The organism is Vibrio sp. JZG120, assembly GCF_053890955.1.
This window is the reverse complement of the sequence record NZ_JBSRRK010000024.1, coordinates 1-17,856: the sequence shown is the minus strand read 5'-3', so window position 1 is coordinate 17,856 and position 17,856 is coordinate 1. Positions and strand designations below refer to the sequence as shown.

Here is a 17,856-nt window from a genome sequence, read left to right as displayed (position 1 = left end):
GCCTTTTTTCTATCTATTCAACGATTAAAGTGCGATACCGATGTTGCTCACGCCTTCTTCACGTAACTCTTCACGTAAATCTTTAATCAAGCTGATGTCACGCTCTACCGCTTCACGCAGTGGACGGAAAATAGCCCACTGCACGTCCCATTCTTCACATACGGCTTCATTTTCTTTCTGGTTGTCGTTGGTTATTGGCTCTGCACCTTGCGCTTGCTCTAGATCAGCAACGGTTTGTACCGACTGTTGGCTCACTTTAAGCATTGAATCGAAAAGGTAGTCGCGGTCCAATAGACCATGCAGTAACGTAGACAAACCCTGACACGCGTCCATCGCTGGGTAAACGCCGTAAAAATCGAACTCATCCGCACTTGGGAACAACTCTTCTAACTTCTCTAATTGACGTTCGAAGTTAATTTTCGCGTTCTTAACTGTCAAAACTTCCCATACACTATCAAGAATCGCTCGGTAAGCACGCGGGTCAGCAAATTCTGTGTTCTCACAAAACATCGCATAGTTTGGATACATGCGTTCACACAGACACGCCATAAAGGTAATTTGTTGCCAAGGTTCTAGTTTTTCTAAACGAACCTGAAGAGGATTCTTAAGCATAGTCACTCAATCATTGAAGAAAAAAACAGCGAAAGTGTACTTGATTCATCACAGGGAAAAAAGTTAATGCCGCACTCAAATCAGATTTTCCTGCTCTCAGAGCATCGTGACACCTACGAAACATTATTGACGGAGAGAAAGCTACCAGATCTGAGCATCACTGATAAGCCAGAGGAAGCTCAAATAGTTCTTGCTGATCCACCATTACTATCCAATAGATTAGACGAGTTTTCACAGCTTGGGTGGGTACAATCGACATTCGCTGGCGTCAATGCACTAATGCTACCTAACCTTCGTCAGGACTACACCCTGACCAATGTTCGAGGCATCTTCGGCCCACTGATTGCCGAATATGTGCTGGGTTACAGTATTGCCCATTACCGCCACTTCAACCGATACCACCAGCAACAACAAAACAAACGATGGCAGCCTCACCTCTATACATCATTACAAAGTAAAACCATGGTGATTCTCGGTACTGGTAGCATTGGGTGTTATTTGGGCAATGCCGCTAAAGCAATGGGAATAAAAACCATCGGTATGAACCGCACAGGTATTCCGACCTCAGGTGGTGAGTTTCATCAGACCTTTCATATCAGTGAACTAAGTAAGGCATTTGAACAAGCCGACATTGTTGTGAATACCCTACCAAGTACACCGGAGACGCAACAGTTACTCAATCGTCAAACACTCAGCCAACTAAGTCAGGCGTTATTGTTTAACGTAGGTCGTGGCGACGTACTGGATGAGGCTGGATTGCTCTTCGCTCTGAAAAACCGTTGGGTAGAACACGCCTTCTTAGATGTGTTTGAGCAAGAACCGTTATCGGTAGAACATCCGTTTTGGAAAGTTCCGCAAGTAACCATCACCCCTCACATCGCGGCGTTAAGTTTCCCCGAGCAAGTGTTCGACATTTTTGCTGACAACTATCTACGCTGGCGCGATGGGTTTTCATTAAATTATCAGGTGGATTTCGAAAAGGGTTACTGAGAATGTCGTTAGACGAGCTATTGCAGCAAGTGAGGGCCTGCCAGATCTGCGCGGATAATTTACCTTTGGGCGCAAACCCTGTCGTACAAGCAGCAAAAGGGGCACGCATCCTAATCATCGGTCAGGCCCCTGGCACACGTGTACACAAAACCTCGATACCTTGGAATGACCCAAGTGGTGATCGATTACGCCAATGGCTCGATATCGACAAAGACGTTTTCTACGACCCAAATAAAATTGCCATTGTCCCAATGGGATTCTGTTATCCAGGCAAAGGGAACTCTGGTGATTTACCGCCTCGTAAAGAATGTGCGCCCACTTGGCATAAAAAGATTCTTGAGCAGCTGCCCAATATAGAGCTCACTCTACTAATTGGTCAGTACTCGCAGCAGTACTATCTCACCAACAAACCAAAGACACTAACGCAAACCGTTCAACAATGGCAGGATTGGGAACCGGACTTTATCCCGCTTCCTCACCCGTCTCCACGCAATACATTATGGCTAAAGAAGAATCCTTGGTTTGAATCTGACGTCGTGCCGTACCTTAAAAAACGCGTTCACTCGATGCTTTAGGTTACCCATGATCTAATTGCTTGCTTATCTGTACAAGAAAATTAGAACATAAAACCCGAAATCATAAGTGTTTGTTTATATTAAACTTTAACATCTAGTGTACAGCTAGAGTAGTAATTAGATCATAGTAGACCAAATACTACCAGAGCTGTACGGCCTTGAGTTTTAGGTAAAAAAATACCGGCACTGAATGCCGGCATTTGATTTCAAAAAAATCTAACTTACTTGTGGTATGGCTTAGATAGCTCGTGTACCGCTTCCACAAATACGCCCGCGTTTTCTGGCGGCACATCCAAGTGGATACCATGGCCTAGGTTGAACACATGACCAGTACCCGTATCACCAAAGCCTTCTAGGATATCCGCTACTTCTTCGCGGATACGCTCTGGTGAAGCGTAAAGCATGGATGGGTCCATGTTACCTTGCAGCGCCACTTTATCACCGATACGTGCCTTCGCGTCTGCAATGTTGATTGTCCAGTCTAGACCAACCGCATCACAGCCCGTTGCTGCGATTTGCTCAAGCCACATACCGCCATTCTTAGTAAACAGTGTGACTGGCACGCGACGACCATCGTTTTCACGAATCAGACCATCTACAATCTTGTGCATGTATTGCAGTGAGAACAGGTTGTAGTCACGAGGCGTCAGTACGCCACCCCATGTGTCAAATACCATTACCGATTGCGCACCCGCTTTAATTTGCGCGTTTAAGTACTCGATAACGCTATCTGCCAGCTTATCTAGAAGTAGGTGCAGAGTTTGTGGTTCCGCGTACATCATTTTCTTGATCTTGGTGAAGGCTTTAGAACTGCCACCTTCGATCATGTACGTAGCAAGAGTCCAAGGACTACCAGAAAAACCAATCAGCGGCACTTCACCCTTCAGGTCTTTACGGATCTGGCGTACTGCGTTCATTACGTATTGCAGTTCACCTTCAGGATCTGGCAAACCAATTTTTTCCACGTCGGCTTTGCATGTAATTGGGTTATCAAAAACAGGTCCTTCACCCGCAGCAAAACGCAAACCAAGCCCCATGGCATCTGGAATCGTTAAGATGTCCGAGAATAAGATCGCAGCATCAAGAGGAAAACGGCGTAATGGTTGAAGTGTCACTTCGGATGCGAGTTCTGCATTTCGACACAAAGACATGAAATCACCCGCTTCTGCACGAGTCGCTTTGTATTCTGGTAGGTAACGACCTGCCTGGCGCATCATCCATACTGGCGTGTAATCTACCGGCTCTTTTAAAAGCGCACGCAGATAACGATCATTTTTTAATTCAGTCATTCCGTAATTCCAACTGTTAGGCTTTCTGTGAAAGGGGGTATTCTATCACTGATTTAAGTCCAATAGCTGTGTGCTTTGCAACCTGGATCAAGTTATTAACTTTTAAATCAATGCTTAATTTGCACCCAATCGGTATCAGTGTTAAAAATTTGTTCGCTAGCGAAAACTACAATTATAAACTGAGTACCCAGTACTCAGCATCTCATAACGACATCTTACTTACCCCCTCCCTCTCGGAGGGTTTTTTTTATCTATTTATCAGATAATTAGAATCAATATCTTGTAGCGTTTGTTCGATAAGCGCTCTTGCAATCGTTCCTTTAGGCGCAACAGGCGGCATCTCGTCAATACCAAACCATTGTGCATCAGACAGCTCAGTGTAGTCTGGACTTAACTCTCCCGATTCATAGTCAGCTAAAAACCCCATCATCATACTCGATGGGAAAGCCCAAGGCTGGCTGCCAAAGTAACGAATATTTTTAACGAGAATTCCCGTTTCTTCATGAATTTCTCGAGCCACACACTCTTCTAATGTCTCACCAACTTCTAGAAAACCCGCAATGACGGTATACATACCATTTCGATGCCTAGGATGTTGGGCCAATAAGATCAGGTTCTCTTTACGCACAGCAACGATAATACACGGAAATATTCGAGGATAATGGAGAGTACGGCATTCGCCACACTGCATAGCTAACTGATTATTATTAAGAAAGTTTCTTCCACCGCACTGTGGGCAAAAACGCAGACTTTGCGTCATGTGCCCATACTGGACCGCTTTACTTAACAACATAAATAATGGCTCAGGAAAATGCAGGCAGTCGCGTAGTGAGACTAATGGTAGATCATGCTCCAGATCAGACAAATTAAGCCACATGACGGGCGAACCTGAATACTCACCAATGGTCCTTGCACTCACTTCAGGCAGTGATAACTGCTCTGCAGACCCGAAAGGCACAGCACCATCCACCAGCCAAATTTCACTTCCTGCAACAACACACCAGTATGCATTTATCGCGCGGTTAACATCACCTTTTCTTAACATTACACCATCCCTTTGCTTGAAGTTCGTTCATTTTACTGGCAATCTAATTTCATACTAGAGTTTGTCGTTAAGTAAATTTGCACTCTAAATTCTAGTAAGGACAAGAGTTTGTAATAACTTTACTAACTTTGCTTTGCAAAGGATACGTTCGCCAACAGGCGATCAGATCATGAGGGCATGGTCATGCTAAAAAAATTCAAACAAACACAAGACCAGTGGGGTGGCTCAAGTGATGTCATTGATCACTGGTTAGAGACAAGACAATCCCTGATTGTTGAATATTGTAAGCTTGCAGCACTGCAACCTTGTTCGAAAACCAATGTTATTGAACTCCCATCTCCTTCCGAATTGCAGGATTTCTGTCAGCATCTCGTTGATTACATCTCCGAGGGCCATTTTAAAATCTACGACATGGTTATGGATCGCTGGAAAGCGACTGGCTTTGTCGTGACCAATGAAATCAATCAAACTTATGGTCAAATAGTCCTGACAACTGAACCACTATTGAACTTTAACGATAAGTACTCAGAAGTTACTGAAGATGATGAATTAGATGATTTCGATTCTGATATGTGTCTCATTGGCGAAATTCTTGAGACTCGATTTGAAGTCGAGGACTATCTGATACAGCAGATCGCAGAAAGTCTGTCTATGCCCCCAGGGGCTTAGTGTTTGCGAACATTCAGAGACTGAAGGATAGAAAAGACTGACGATCATCGTCGGTCTTTTTTGTTTCTAGCCTTATCACTATTACCTTCTCTAAGAACCCTCTCGAAGAAAAAGGCAGGATAAAAACTAAAAAGGCACCCGAAGGTGCCTTTTTTCTTAAGCTTCTAACGATTACTCGTTAAATGGCTTACTCTTCAGAAGAGAAACCAGCGTTTAGAAGTGCCGCTAGGTTGTCTGTTGCTTGCTCAGCAGAAGGACCATCTTGCGCTTCAGAACGTTTAGCTTGACGCTCTTGGTGGTATGCGAAACCAGTACCAGCTGGGATCAGACGACCAACAATTACGTTCTCTTTCAGACCACGTAGGTCATCACGCTTACCAGAAACCGCTGCTTCTGTTAGTACGCGAGTTGTCTCCTGGAACGATGCCGCAGAGATGAACGACTCAGTCGCTAGAGATGCTTTAGTAATACCTAGTAGTTCACGTTCGAAACGTGCAGGCTCTTTGCCTTCAGCTTCTAGGTTACGGTTAGCAATCTTAACTTGTGAGTATTCAATCTGCTCACCAGGTAGGAACTCAGAGTCACCAGAGTGAGTAATAGTACACTTACGTAGCATCTGACGAACGATAGTTTCAATGTGCTTATCGTTAATCTTAACGCCTTGTAGACGGTAAACTTCCTGTACTTCGTTAGCAATGTACTGCGTTACCGCGTGTACGCCACGTAGACGTAGGATGTCGTGTGGAGACTCTGGACCATCTGCGATCACGTCACCACGTTCAACTTTTTCACCTTCGAATACGTTCAACTGACGATGCTTAGGAATCATCTCTTCGTAAGCTTCACCGCTTTCACGTGTGATCACTAAGCGACGTTTACCTTTGGTCTCTTTACCAAAGCTCACAGTACCTGTGTGCTCAGCAAGGATTGCAGGCTCTTTCGGCTTACGTGCTTCAAATAGGTCAGCAACTCGTGGAAGACCACCGGTGATATCTTTGTTACCGCCAGACTTCTGAGGAATACGTGCTAGTGTCGCACCAACACCTACTGCTGCGCCATCTTCGATGTTTACAATCGCTTTACCAGGTAGGAAGTAGTGAGCTGGCATATCAGTACCAGGGATCATTACATCGTTACCTTGCTCGTCAACAAGTTTGATAGCTGGACGCATATCTTTACCTGCTGAAGGGCGAGCTGCTGGGTCAGTTACTTCGCTTGAAGATAGACCAGTTAGGTCATCAGTTTGACGAGATACTGTTACGCCGTCGATCATATCTACGAACTGGATGCGACCTGCTACCTCAGTAATGATAGGTAGTGTGTGCGCTTCCCAGTTTGCAACTGTTTCGCCAGCTTGAACTGTATCGCCATCGCCTTTGCTTAGTAGCGTACCGTAAGGCAGTTTGTGTTTCTCTTTCGTACGACCAAACTCATCAATAATAGTTAGCTCTGTCGCACGAGAAGTGATAACGATCTTACCGTCATCTGCTAGTACAGATTTAGCGTTGTGTAGCTTGATAGAACCGTTGTTCTTAACTTGAACACTGTTCTCTGCCGCTGCTGTCGATGCCGCACCACCGATGTGGAACGTACGCATGGTAAGCTGTGTACCTGGTTCACCGATAGACTGAGCAGCGATAACACCTACTGCTTCACCTTGGTTCACTAGGTGGCCACGTGCTAGGTCACGACCGTAACACTGTGCACAACAACCGAAGTCAGAATCACACGTTACTACAGAGCGCACTTTCATGCTGTCTACTGAGTTCTCTTCCATGATTTGACACCACTTCTCATCGATCAGGGTGTTACGTGGAATAAGAACGTCTTCAGTGCCAGGTTTTAGTACGTCTTCAGCAACAACACGACCAAGAGCAAGCTCAGAAAGTGCAACTTTAACATCACCACCCTCGATGTGAGGCATCATGTCGACACCTTCATGAGTGCCACAGTCATGTTCAGTTACAACAACGTCTTGAGCAACGTCTACTAGACGACGAGTTAGGTAACCCGAGTTCGCTGTTTTCAGTGCCGTATCCGCAAGACCCTTACGAGCACCGTGCGTTGAGATAAAGTACTGAAGTACGTTTAGACCTTCTTTAAAGTTCGCAGTGATCGGTGTCTCGATGATTGAGCCATCTGGACGTGCCATCAGACCACGCATACCCGCTAGCTGACGAATCTGAGCTGCAGAACCACGAGCGCCCGAGTCCGCCATCATGTAGATGCTGTTGAATGACTCTTGCTGTTCCTCTTCACCGTCACGGTTAACTACCGTTTCAGATGAAAGGTTTTCCATCATTGCTTTCGCAACACGGTCGTTGGTCGATGCCCAGATATCGATAACTTTGTTGTAGCGTTCGCCCGCAGTAACAAGACCTGATTGGTACTGTTCCTGGATTTCACGTACTTCTTCTTCCGCTTCTGCGATTTCAGTGTACTTAGCTGCTGGTACAACCATATCGTCGATACCAACAGATACACCAGAAAGTGCCGCGTATGCGAAACCGGTGTACATGATTTGGTCAGCGAAGATTACAGTGTCTTTCAGACCTAGTTTACGGTACGCCTCGTTAAGTAGGTTAGAGATTTGCTTCTTACCTAGCTTTTGGTTAACGATGCTGTACGGTAGACCAGCTGGCACGATTTGCCATAGCATTGCACGACCAACAGTGGTGTCTACCATCTTGGTTTCTGTAGTGCTGTTGCCGTCTTCGTCTACAACGGTTTCTGTAATACGTACTTTAACGCGTGCGTGAAGCTCAGCTTGTTTAGTGCGGTATGCTTTCTCAGCCTCTTCTGGGCCAGAAAGGTACATGCCTTCACCTTTCACGTTGATCTTTTCACGAGTCATGTAGTACAGACCCAATACAACGTCCTGAGAAGGTACGATTATCGGATCACCTGACGCTGGCGACAGAATGTTGTTTGTCGACATCATCAGAGTACGAGCTTCAAGCTGTGCCTCTAGAGTTAGAGGTACGTGAACCGCCATTTGGTCACCATCGAAGTCCGCGTTGTACGCCGCACATACAAGTGGGTGTAGCTGAATCGCTTTACCTTCGATTAGTACTGGTTCGAACGCCTGGATACCGAGACGGTGAAGTGTCGGTGCACGGTTCAATAGTACTGGGTGTTCACGGATTACTTCGTCTAGGATATCCCAAACGACCGCTTCTTCACGCTCTACCATTTTCTTAGCAGCTTTGATTGTAGTCGCAAGACCACGAGTCTCTAGCTTGCTGTAGATGAATGGTTTGAATAGCTCAAGTGCCATCTTCTTAGGAAGACCACACTGGTGTAGACGAAGGTATGGACCTACTGTGATTACAGAACGGCCAGAGTAGTCTACACGTTTACCTAGAAGGTTCTGACGGAAACGACCTTGTTTACCCTTGATCATATCAGCAAGAGATTTCAGAGGACGCTTGTTAGAACCTGTGATCGCACGACCACGACGACCGTTATCTAGTAGCGCATCAACAGACTCTTGCAGCATACGTTTTTCGTTACGTACGATGATGTCCGGAGCAGCTAGCTCTAGAAGACGCTTCAAACGGTTGTTACGGTTGATCACACGACGGTATAGATCGTTAAGATCAGAAGTCGCAAAGCGACCGCCATCTAGAGGTACTAGAGGACGTAGATCTGGCGGAAGTACTGGAAGTACTGTTAGGATCATCCACTCTGGGTTGTTACCCGATGCGATGAACGCTTCTACCAGCTTAAGACGCTTAGTTACTTTCTTACGCTTAGTTTCAGAGTTTGTTGTCTCTAACTCTTCACGCATTTGTTCTGCTTCAGCGTGCATATCCATAGAACCTAGTAGGTCCTTGATAGCTTCCGCACCCATCTTAGCAGTGAACTCGTCGCCCCACTCTTCTAGACGATCTAGATACTCTTCTTCCGTAAGCATCTGACCTTTTTCTAGATCAGTCATACCTGGTTCTGTTACTACGTACATTTCGAAGTAAAGAACACGTTCGATATCACGTAGAGGGATATCCATCAGTAGACCGATACGAGACGGTAGCGATTTTAGGAACCAGATGTGAGCTACTGGTGAAGCCAGTTCAATGTGGCCCATACGGTCACGACGAACTTTAGTTTGTGTAACTTCTACACCACACTTCTCACAGATAACACCACGGTGCTTCAGGCGCTTGTACTTACCACAAAGACATTCGTAGTCTTTAACTGGACCAAAGATACGCGCACAGAACAGACCATCGCGTTCAGGTTTGAACGTACGATAGTTGATCGTTTCAGGTTTTTTAACTTCACCAAAAGACCATGAACGGATCATGTCTGGTGAAGATAGACCGATTTTGATTGCATCAAATTCTTCGGTCTTATGCTGTGCTTTTAGAAAGTTTAATAAGTCTTTCACAATCAGCTCCTGTAAGGAGTTAAAAGGAGCTCACTCGCTAAAGTGAGCACCTTCTTCCAAATAATCGCTTTGATTCTCTCGACTTTCATCAAGAGAGAAAAGGATTACTCTTCGTCTTCTAGCTCGATGTTGATACCTAGCGAGCGGATCTCTTTCAACAGTACGTTGAACGATTCTGGCATGCCAGGTTCCATGCTGTGGTTACCGTCTACGATGTTTTTGTACATCTTAGTACGGCCGTTAACGTCATCCGACTTAACCGTTAGCATTTCTTGTAGCGTGTAAGCAGCACCGTATGCTTCTAGTGCCCATACTTCCATCTCACCGAAACGCTGACCACCGAACTGAGCTTTACCACCTAGTGGCTGCTGAGTTACTAGGCTGTACGAACCAGTTGAACGAGCGTGCATCTTGTCATCAACAAGGTGGTTCAGTTTCAGCATGTACATGTAACCAACAGTTACAGGACGCTCAAACGCATCACCTGTGCGACCATCAAACAGTGTTAACTGACCTGATGTTGGTAGATCTGCTAGCTCAAGAAGTGCTTTGATTGACTCTTCTGGAGCACCATCAAATACAGGAGTCGCGATTGGTAGACCGCCACGCAAGTTCTTGATCAGAGTACGTACTTCATCATCAGATAGAGAAGCAATGTCTACTTTCTGGCGAGTGTCGCCTAGGTCGTAAACTTTTTGTAGGAACTCACGGAATTTCGCTAGTTCTTGCTGCTCTTTAACCATCTGGTTGATCTTGTCACCGATACCTTTCGCTGCCAGACCTAAGTGTACTTCTAGGATCTGACCGATGTTCATACGCGAAGGTACACCCAGTGGGTTAAGTACGATGTCTACAGGCTGACCTTTTTCATCGTATGGCATGTCTTCAACAGGGTTGATCTTAGAGATTACACCCTTGTTACCGTGACGACCCGCCATCTTATCACCAGGCTGAATGCGACGTTTAACCGCTAGGTAAACCTTAACGATCTTCAGTACGCCAGGTGCTAAATCATCACCTTGAGTGATCTTACGACGTTTAGTTTCGAACTTCTTATCGAAGTCAGCTTTTAGCTCGTCCCACTGCTCAGCAAGTTGCTCAAGCTGAGTTTGTAGTGCGTCATCTTCTAGCGTTAGCTCTAGCCACTTCTTACGATCAGTCGTGTCTAGTTTCGCTTCAGAGTAACCGCCTTCAATCAATACAGCTTTAACACGGTTTAGAAGGCCACCCTCAAGAATCTGGAATTCTTCAGTTAGGTCTTTCTTCGCTTCTTTAAGCTGCATCTGTTCGATTTCAAGCGCACGCTTGTCTTTCTCTACGCCATCGCGAGTGAAGACTTGAACGTCGATGATCGTACCTGATACAGAGTTAGGTACACGTAGTGAAGTATCTTTAACATCAGATGCTTTTTCACCGAAGATAGCACGTAGTAGCTTCTCTTCAGGCGTTAGCTGAGTTTCACCTTTAGGTGTTACTTTACCAACTAGGATGTCGCCACCCTTAACTTCAGCACCGATGTAAACGATACCTGACTCGTCTAGTTTAGACAGAGCAGATTCACCTACGTTTGGAATATCAGCTGTAATCTCTTCAGAGCCCAGCTTAGTATCACGCGCCACACAAGTAAGTTCTTGAATGTGGATTGTCGTGAAGCGGTCTTCTTGAACTACGCGCTCAGATACTAAGATCGAGTCTTCGAAGTTGTAACCGTTCCAAGGCATGAACGCGATACGCATGTTTTGACCAAGCGCTAGCTCACCTAGGTCTGTCGAAGGACCATCAGCAAGCACGTCACCGCGTGATACAGGTTCACCTGGCATCACACATGGGCGTTGGTTAATACATGTGTTCTGGTTAGAACGTGTGTATTTAGTCAGGTTGTAGATATCGATACCAGCTTCACCTGGTACTAGCTCTTCTTCGTTTACTTTAACAACGATACGAGAAGCATCTACTGACTGGATTACACCACCACGTTTCGCAACTGCAGTTACACCTGAGTCAACGGCTACGTTACGTTCAATACCAGTACCAACAAGCGGTTTGTCAGCTTTCAGTGTCGGAACTGCCTGACGTTGCATGTTCGCACCCATCAATGCACGGTTCGCATCATCGTGTTCTAGGAACGGGATAAGCGATGCAGCGATAGATACAACCTGGTTTGTCGCAACGTCCATGTACTGAGCGTGCTCACGAGGGTGTAGACCAGATTCACCTTTCTGACGAGCTGTGATCAGCTCATCTGCAAAAGTACCATCTTCGTTTAGCTTAGCGTTCGCCTGAGCGATAACAAATTGGCCTTCTTCGATTGCAGACAGGTAATCTACTTCGTCTGTTACTACGCCATCTACAACGCGACGGTATGGTGTCTCTAGGAAACCGTACTCGTTACAACGCGCAAACGCAGATAGAGAGTTGATCAGACCGATGTTTGGACCTTCAGGCGTTTCGATAGGACATAGACGACCGTAGTGCGTTACGTGTACGTCACGTACTTCGAAGCCAGCACGTTCACGAGTTAGACCGCCAGGACCCAATGCAGAAATACGACGCTTGTGCGTTACTTCTGATAGCGGGTTGTTTTGGTCCATGAACTGTGAAAGCTGTGAAGAGCCAAAGAATTCTTTAACTGCCGCAGAAATTGGCTTCGCGTTGATCAAGTCTTGAGGCATGATTGCGTCAAGATCGCCTAGGCTTAGACGCTCTTTAACTGCACGCTCAACACGTACTAGACCTACACGGAACTGGTTCTCAGCCATTTCGCCTACAGAACGGATACGACGGTTGCCTAGGTGGTCGATATCGTCCACTTCGCCCTTACCGTTACGGATCGCGATCAGCTTCTTCATCACTTCGATGATATCAGTTTCATCAAGTGTGCCTTGCTCTTGAGCATCTTCACGGCCGATAGAGCTGTTGAACTTCATACGACCAACAGTCGATAGATCGTAACGCTCTTCAGAGAAGAATAGGCTTTCGAATAGAGCTTCTGCAGCTTCTTTTGTTGGCGGCTCACCAGGGCGCATCATGCGGTAGATTTCTACCAATGCAGAAATACGATCAACCGTGCTGTCGATACGTAGTGTTTCTGACATGAATGGACCGTGGTCTAGATCGTTCGTAAATAGAACTTCTAGCGCTTTGTGGCCAGCCTGAGATAGGTTCGCTAGTGCTTCCAGGCTGATTTCCTGGTTAGCGTTAACAATGATCTCGCCAGTTGCTTCATTGATGTAATCTTTTGATGCAACTTTACCTACGATGTACTCAACTGGTACTTCGATGTGATCAACACCATCTTTTTCTAGTTGGCGGATATGACGAGCTGTTACGCGACGACCTTGCTCAACGTAAACTTTACCATTCGCTTCGATGTCGAATGACGCAGTTTCACCACGTAGACGATCTGGGACCAACTCCATCAATAGAGTTTGGTCTTTCACTTCGAAGTTCACTTTCTCGAAGAAGAGATCTAGGATTTCTTCTGTCGACTTACCTAGTGCACGAAGAATGATCGATGCTGGTAGCTTACGACGGCGGTCGATACGAACGTACAAGTTATCCTTAGGATCAAACTCGAAATCAAGCCATGAACCACGGTAAGGAATAACACGTGCGTTGTATAAAACTTTACCTGAAGAGTGGGTCTTACCCTTATCGCTGTCGAAGAACACGCCTGGGCTTCGGTGCAGCTGGGATACGATAACCCTCTCGGTACCGTTAATTACGAAGGTACCATTGTCTGTCATGAGTGGAATTTCACCCATGTAGACTTCTTGTTCTTTAATGTCTTTTACAGTACCTGCTGGCGCGTCTTTATCAAAGATAACTAGGCGTAGTTTTACACGTAGTGGCTTTGAGTAAGTTACACCGCGGATTTGACATTCTTTAACGTCAAAAACTGGCTCACCAAGACGGTAGCTAACGTATTGCAGCTCAGAATTGCCGTTGTAGCTCTGAATCGGGAATACAGAACGGAAAGCGGCTTCAAGACCGTATTGACCTTCAGGATCCTGTTCGATGAATTTGTCGAACGAATCGAGCTGGATCGATAGCAGGTATGGAATGTCCAAAACTTGTGGACGAGTACCAAAGTCCTTACGGATGCGCTTTTTCTCGGTATAAGAGTAAACCATGGGGTTCCTCAGCTCGCTGATAAGTGACCCAAACTGTCCGCCCGCTCCTAGTTACTTAAGGGGGTAAGGGACAGTGACTAATATAGCTGTTTACTGTAGTGACATTTCATTTCGTAAGAATGAAATGTTTTTTGCATGGATATCAGGCGCTTAAACAGCGGGAAAATTCGCCTATACCCTACAGCGCAAAAAGGCCGGTGGTTAAAAAACCACCAGCCAATTAGCCGTTAGGCTAAGAAACTATGCAATAATTACTTAACAGCAACAGTTGCACCAGCTTCTTCTAGCTGAGCTTTAAGAGCTTCAGCTTCTGCTTTCTCAACACCTTCTTTAAGAGGTGCTGGAGCGCCGTCTACAAGAGCTTTAGCTTCTTTAAGACCTAGGCCAGTTGCGCCACGTACTGCTTTGATTACAGCAACTTTGTTACCGCCAGCAGCTTCTAGGATTACGTCGAATTCAGTTTGCTCAGCAGCAGCTTCGCCGCCAGCAGCGCCGCCAGCTACAACAGCAGCAGCAGCAGAAACACCGAATTTCTCTTCCATTGCTTCGATTAGTTCAACAACTTGCATTACAGACATTTCTGCAACTGCGTCTAGGATTTGCTCGTTAGTAATAGACATAACAATTCTCTTTTAAGTCAACAATAAGTTTATTAAGCAACCAGTAAAAAGCAAGGCTTATGCCGCTGCTTCTTGTTTTTGATCGCGGATAGCTGCGATAGTACGCGCCAGCTTGCCAGCCGAAGCTTCTTTCATGCACATCATTAGGCGTGCAATTGCTTCGTCGTAAGTTGGTAGTGTTGCTAGTACTTCAGCGTCAGTTAAAGCGCCTTCATAAGCAGCAGCTTTGATCTCGAAATCTTTGTTCTCTTTAGCGAAGTCTTTGAAAAGACGCGCTGCAGCACCTGGGTGCTCATTAGAGAATGCGATTAGTGTAGGACCAGTGAAAGTGTCAGTTAGACACTCGTACTCAGTACCTTCAACCGCACGACGAGCAAGAGTGTTACGAACAACTCTCATGTAAACGCCAGCTTCACGAGCTTGTTTACGTAGAGAAGTCATCGCGCCAACTTGAACGCCACGAGAATCAGCTACAACTGCAGAAAGTGCACCACTGGCAGCTTCGTTGACTTCAGCAACAATTGCTTTTTTGTCTTGAAGGTTTAAAGCCATCTTGGATTTACTCCTGGTTGTCGTTACACCACTCACTATCATCACGACAGTGAGAGCTATTGAGGTGCTTCCCCAGAAGAAAGTTAACTATATTACATAGAGCTTTCTGTCAGTTCGGGCACCATCTACGTAGGATAATTAAGTTTGCTTTTACACAAACACCTACGGTCTTGGACGGAGACTGGGTCTTAATTCATTTCGAACTAGGAGACAGTTCAAAGAACCAAAGTTCAGCCCCAACCACAAATATTAGGCGCAAAATTATACACTAATTTTGCGCCTAAGCAAATAAATTATGCTTGAGTGTTCAGGCTAGCCTGATCAACAGCAACACCAGCACCCATAGTAGTAGAGATGCTTACTTTCTTCAGGAAAGTACCTTTCGCTGAAGATGGCTTAGCTTTCTTCAGAGCAACTAGAAGTGCTTCTAGGTTCTCTTTGATCTGCTCAGCAGAGAAGTTTGCTTTACCGATAGTAGTGTGGATGATGCCGTTTTTGTCGTTACGGTAACGAACCTGACCAGCTTTAGCGTTTTTAACCGCTTCAGCAACGTTAGGAGTTACAGTACCAACTTTAGGGTTTGGCATAAGACCGCGAGGACCTAGGATAGTACCTAGTTGACCTACAACGCGCATTGCATCTGGAGAAGCAACAACTACGTCAAAGTTCATTTCGCCTTTCTTAACTTGCTCAGCAAGATCTTCCATACCTACGATGTCTGCGCCAGCTTCTTTAGCTGCTTCAGCGTTAGCACCTTGAGTGAACACTGCAACGCGGATTTCGCGGCCAGTACCGTGAGGTAGTACAGTTGCACCACGTACGTTCTGGTCAGATTTACGAGCATCAATGCCTAGGTTAACAGCAACGTCTACAGACTCAACGAATTTCGCAGTCGCTAGTTCTTGAAGAAGAGCTACAGCTTCGTTGATTTCGTATTCTTTAGTTACGTCAACTTTTTCGCGGATTACGCGCATGCGCTTAGTTAGTTTTGCCATCTTATTAACCCTCTACCACTAGGCCCATTGAACGAGCAGTACCAGCGATAGAACGCTTCATCGCTTCGATGTCAGCACCAGTCATATCAGCAGCTTTAGTTTCTGCGATTTCTTGGATTTGAGCGTCAGTTACAGTACCAACTTTTTCAGTGTTTGGACGACCTGAACCAGACTTAACGCCAGCAGCTTTCTTAAGAAGAACAGCAGCAGGTGGAGTCTTAGTTACGAACGTGAAAGAACGGTCGCTGTATACTGTGATAACTACTGGAGTTGGTAGACCTTTCTCAATAGATTCTGTTTTTGCGTTGAACGCTTTACAGAATTCCATGATGTTCACACCGTGTTGACCTAGTGCAGGACCTACTGGTGGACTAGGGTTAGCCATACCAGCAGCAACTTGTAGCTTGATGTAAGCTTCAACTTTCTTAGCCATGATAATTCCTAAGTTTGGGTACAAACGCTAATCGCGGATCAGCTCCCCGTTTGTGTAAGAAACTTTTTACTTCACTTGAAGTAAAAAGGCGCGAAATTATAGTCATAATCCGCGCCTTATACAACCCTAAAAAGGTGATTTTTTATACTCTTTAACGAAGAGTCTTAGTCCAGCTTTTCAACCTGACCAAATTCAAGCTCAACTGGTGTCGCACGACCAAAGATCGAGACAGACACTTTCAGGCGGCTCTTCTCGTAATCCACTTCTTCAACAGTACCGTTGAAGTCAGCAAATGGACCTTCGTTAACACGTACCACTTCACCCGCTTCGTACATTGTACGCGGACGAGGCGCTTCACTCGCTTTCTCAAGACGATTAAGAATCGCGTCAGCCTCTTTATCCGTGATAGGTGCCGGACGGTCTGAGGTACCACCAATGAAGCCCATGACACGCGGCACACTGCGTACTAGGTGCCATGATTCATCGTTCATAATCATCTGAACAAGGACGTAACCTGGGAAGAACTTACGCTCAGATTTGCGACGCTGACCCGCGCGCATTTCTACTACTTCTTCAGTAGGAACAAGTACTTCACCGAATAGCTCTTCCATGCCGTGCATTTTGATATGCTCGCGCAGAGATTGAGCTACACGACCTTCAAATCCAGAGAAGGCTTGAACCACATACCAGCGTTTTTTTGGAGCTTCACTCATGAATAAAAACCCTCTATACCCCAGTTGCTAGAGCTACTAGACGAACCATAATTCCGTCAATACCCCATAGCACTAGAGCCATTACAATACTTACAGCTAAAACGATCAGTGTTGTTTGCATGGTTTCTTGGCGAGTAGGCCAAACAACTTTACGTACTTCCATACGCGATTCTTTTGCAAAACTGATCGCTGCTTTACCTTTAGTCGTTGTTGCTGCAACGCCTAAGGCAGCTGCAATAAGAACAACAACGCCTGCAGCACGAACCACTACAGACATTTCACCATACAGGTAATTACCCACAACAGCGGCAGCTGCCAATACGAAAGCGGCTAACCACTTAAACGTATCTGCTGCGTTTGAGCTATCAGGAGTTTCAGCATTATTTGCTTTCATAAAACCAACCTGTTACAAGTCTTAATATAGACGACAACAACCCCGCTGTTGCAGGGCAAACTCCATATCGCTGAAAAAATCAGCGTACTCTTCTTAAGATTAAGCATCTTTGCTTAATCTTGCTCTGCGCCCAACCCACTTCTGAACAAGAAAACAGCAAAAATAATGTTGAGTGCAGAAAAAGGGCATCAAATGATGCCCTTTTTGCTACTGGTTCGTCAAATCTAATTCAAGATTTTCCGAAAGCATCGCTAATTCGCTATGAATTAGTCGAAGATCTTAGCAACAACACCAGCACCTACTGTACGGCCGCCTTCACGGATCGCGAAGCGTAGACCTTCGTCCATTGCGATAGGTGCGATTAGCTCTACAGTCATCTGTACGTTGTCACCTGGCATTACCATTTCTACGCCTTCTGGTAGCTGGATGTCACCAGTTACGTCAGT

Annotated in this window: 15 protein-coding genes; 3 read left to right on the top strand and 12 right to left on the bottom strand. The window is 45.7% G+C overall.

The window, feature by feature from the left end; translation table 11 throughout:
- Positions 1-24: 24 nt before the first annotated feature.
- Positions 25-612 (bottom strand): YjaG family protein, encoded by a 588-nt coding sequence (locus tag ACWPOD_RS22875; protein ID WP_167426153.1) that lies wholly within the window; start codon positions 610-612, stop codon positions 25-27.
- A 66-nt stretch (positions 613-678) separates the two neighbouring features.
- Here ACWPOD_RS22875 and ACWPOD_RS22870 point away from each other — a divergent pair, with 66 nt between their 5' ends.
- Both ACWPOD_RS22870 and ACWPOD_RS22865 read left to right on the top strand, forming a co-directional pair.
- Entirely contained in the window at positions 679-1,602 is a 924-nt protein-coding gene (locus tag ACWPOD_RS22870; RefSeq protein WP_167426152.1) for a D-2-hydroxyacid dehydrogenase, read from the top strand.
- Positions 1,603-1,604: 2 nt separating this feature from the next.
- Complete coding sequence (locus ACWPOD_RS22865) at positions 1,605-2,177, top strand: uracil-DNA glycosylase family protein (protein WP_005382518.1); 573 nt, start codon at positions 1,605-1,607, stop codon at positions 2,175-2,177.
- A gap of 221 nt (positions 2,178-2,398) precedes the next feature.
- Here ACWPOD_RS22865 and hemE read toward each other — a convergent pair whose 3' ends face one another.
- Together hemE and nudC are read right to left on the bottom strand one after the other, a co-directional pair.
- Positions 2,399-3,466 carry a uroporphyrinogen decarboxylase gene (hemE, locus tag ACWPOD_RS22860; RefSeq protein WP_006743188.1) on the bottom strand — a complete coding sequence of 356 codons (1,068 nt, stop codon included), beginning with the start codon at positions 3,464-3,466 and terminating at the stop codon, positions 2,399-2,401.
- A gap of 247 nt (positions 3,467-3,713) precedes the next feature.
- Positions 3,714-4,511: an NAD(+) diphosphatase gene (gene nudC, locus ACWPOD_RS22855; protein ID WP_167426151.1), complete on the bottom strand. Its 798-nt coding sequence runs from the start codon at positions 4,509-4,511 to the stop codon at positions 3,714-3,716.
- A gap of 177 nt (positions 4,512-4,688) precedes the next feature.
- Between nudC and ACWPOD_RS22850 the strand changes: the two genes are divergently transcribed.
- On the top strand, positions 4,689-5,180 hold the full coding sequence (locus ACWPOD_RS22850; protein WP_031780615.1) for an Rsd/AlgQ family anti-sigma factor: 492 nt from the start codon (positions 4,689-4,691) through the stop codon (positions 5,178-5,180).
- A 187-nt stretch (positions 5,181-5,367) separates the two neighbouring features.
- Here the strand turns inward: ACWPOD_RS22850 and rpoC are convergent, their stop codons facing one another.
- The 9 genes from rpoC to ACWPOD_RS22805 form a co-directional block, all read right to left on the bottom strand.
- Positions 5,368-9,570 (bottom strand): DNA-directed RNA polymerase subunit beta', encoded by a 4,203-nt coding sequence (gene rpoC / locus ACWPOD_RS22845; RefSeq protein ID WP_005397277.1) that lies wholly within the window; start codon positions 9,568-9,570, stop codon positions 5,368-5,370.
- Between the two features lie 104 nt (positions 9,571-9,674).
- Complete coding sequence (gene rpoB, locus ACWPOD_RS22840) at positions 9,675-13,703, bottom strand: DNA-directed RNA polymerase subunit beta (RefSeq protein WP_005397275.1); 4,029 nt, start codon at positions 13,701-13,703, stop codon at positions 9,675-9,677.
- Between the two features lie 251 nt (positions 13,704-13,954).
- Positions 13,955-14,323 (bottom strand): 50S ribosomal protein L7/L12, encoded by a 369-nt coding sequence (gene rplL, locus ACWPOD_RS22835; RefSeq protein ID WP_005397273.1) that lies wholly within the window; start codon positions 14,321-14,323, stop codon positions 13,955-13,957.
- A 57-nt stretch (positions 14,324-14,380) separates the two neighbouring features.
- Positions 14,381-14,875: a 50S ribosomal protein L10 gene (rplJ, locus tag ACWPOD_RS22830; RefSeq protein ID WP_005397270.1), complete on the bottom strand. Its 495-nt coding sequence runs from the start codon at positions 14,873-14,875 to the stop codon at positions 14,381-14,383.
- 293 nt (positions 14,876-15,168) lie between these two features.
- Positions 15,169-15,870 (bottom strand): 50S ribosomal protein L1, encoded by a 702-nt coding sequence (gene rplA, locus ACWPOD_RS22825; RefSeq protein WP_005384683.1) that lies wholly within the window; start codon positions 15,868-15,870, stop codon positions 15,169-15,171.
- A gap of 4 nt (positions 15,871-15,874) precedes the next feature.
- The gene (rplK, locus tag ACWPOD_RS22820; protein ID WP_005384682.1) at positions 15,875-16,303 is read right to left on the bottom strand and encodes a 50S ribosomal protein L11; all 429 of its coding nucleotides are present in this window, start codon (positions 16,301-16,303) and stop codon (positions 15,875-15,877) included.
- Positions 16,304-16,467: 164 nt separating this feature from the next.
- Positions 16,468-17,016 (bottom strand): transcription termination/antitermination protein NusG, encoded by a 549-nt coding sequence (nusG, locus tag ACWPOD_RS22815; RefSeq protein WP_005384681.1) that lies wholly within the window; start codon positions 17,014-17,016, stop codon positions 16,468-16,470.
- 13 nt (positions 17,017-17,029) lie between these two features.
- A complete protein-coding gene (gene secE, locus ACWPOD_RS22810) occupies positions 17,030-17,410 on the bottom strand; it encodes a preprotein translocase subunit SecE (protein ID WP_005397258.1) in 381 nt (126 codons plus the stop codon).
- Between the two features lie 266 nt (positions 17,411-17,676).
- Positions 17,677-17,856, bottom strand: a 180-nt coding sequence (locus ACWPOD_RS22805; protein WP_456232240.1) for an EF-Tu C-terminal domain-related protein, incomplete at its 5' end; no start/stop codon positions are given.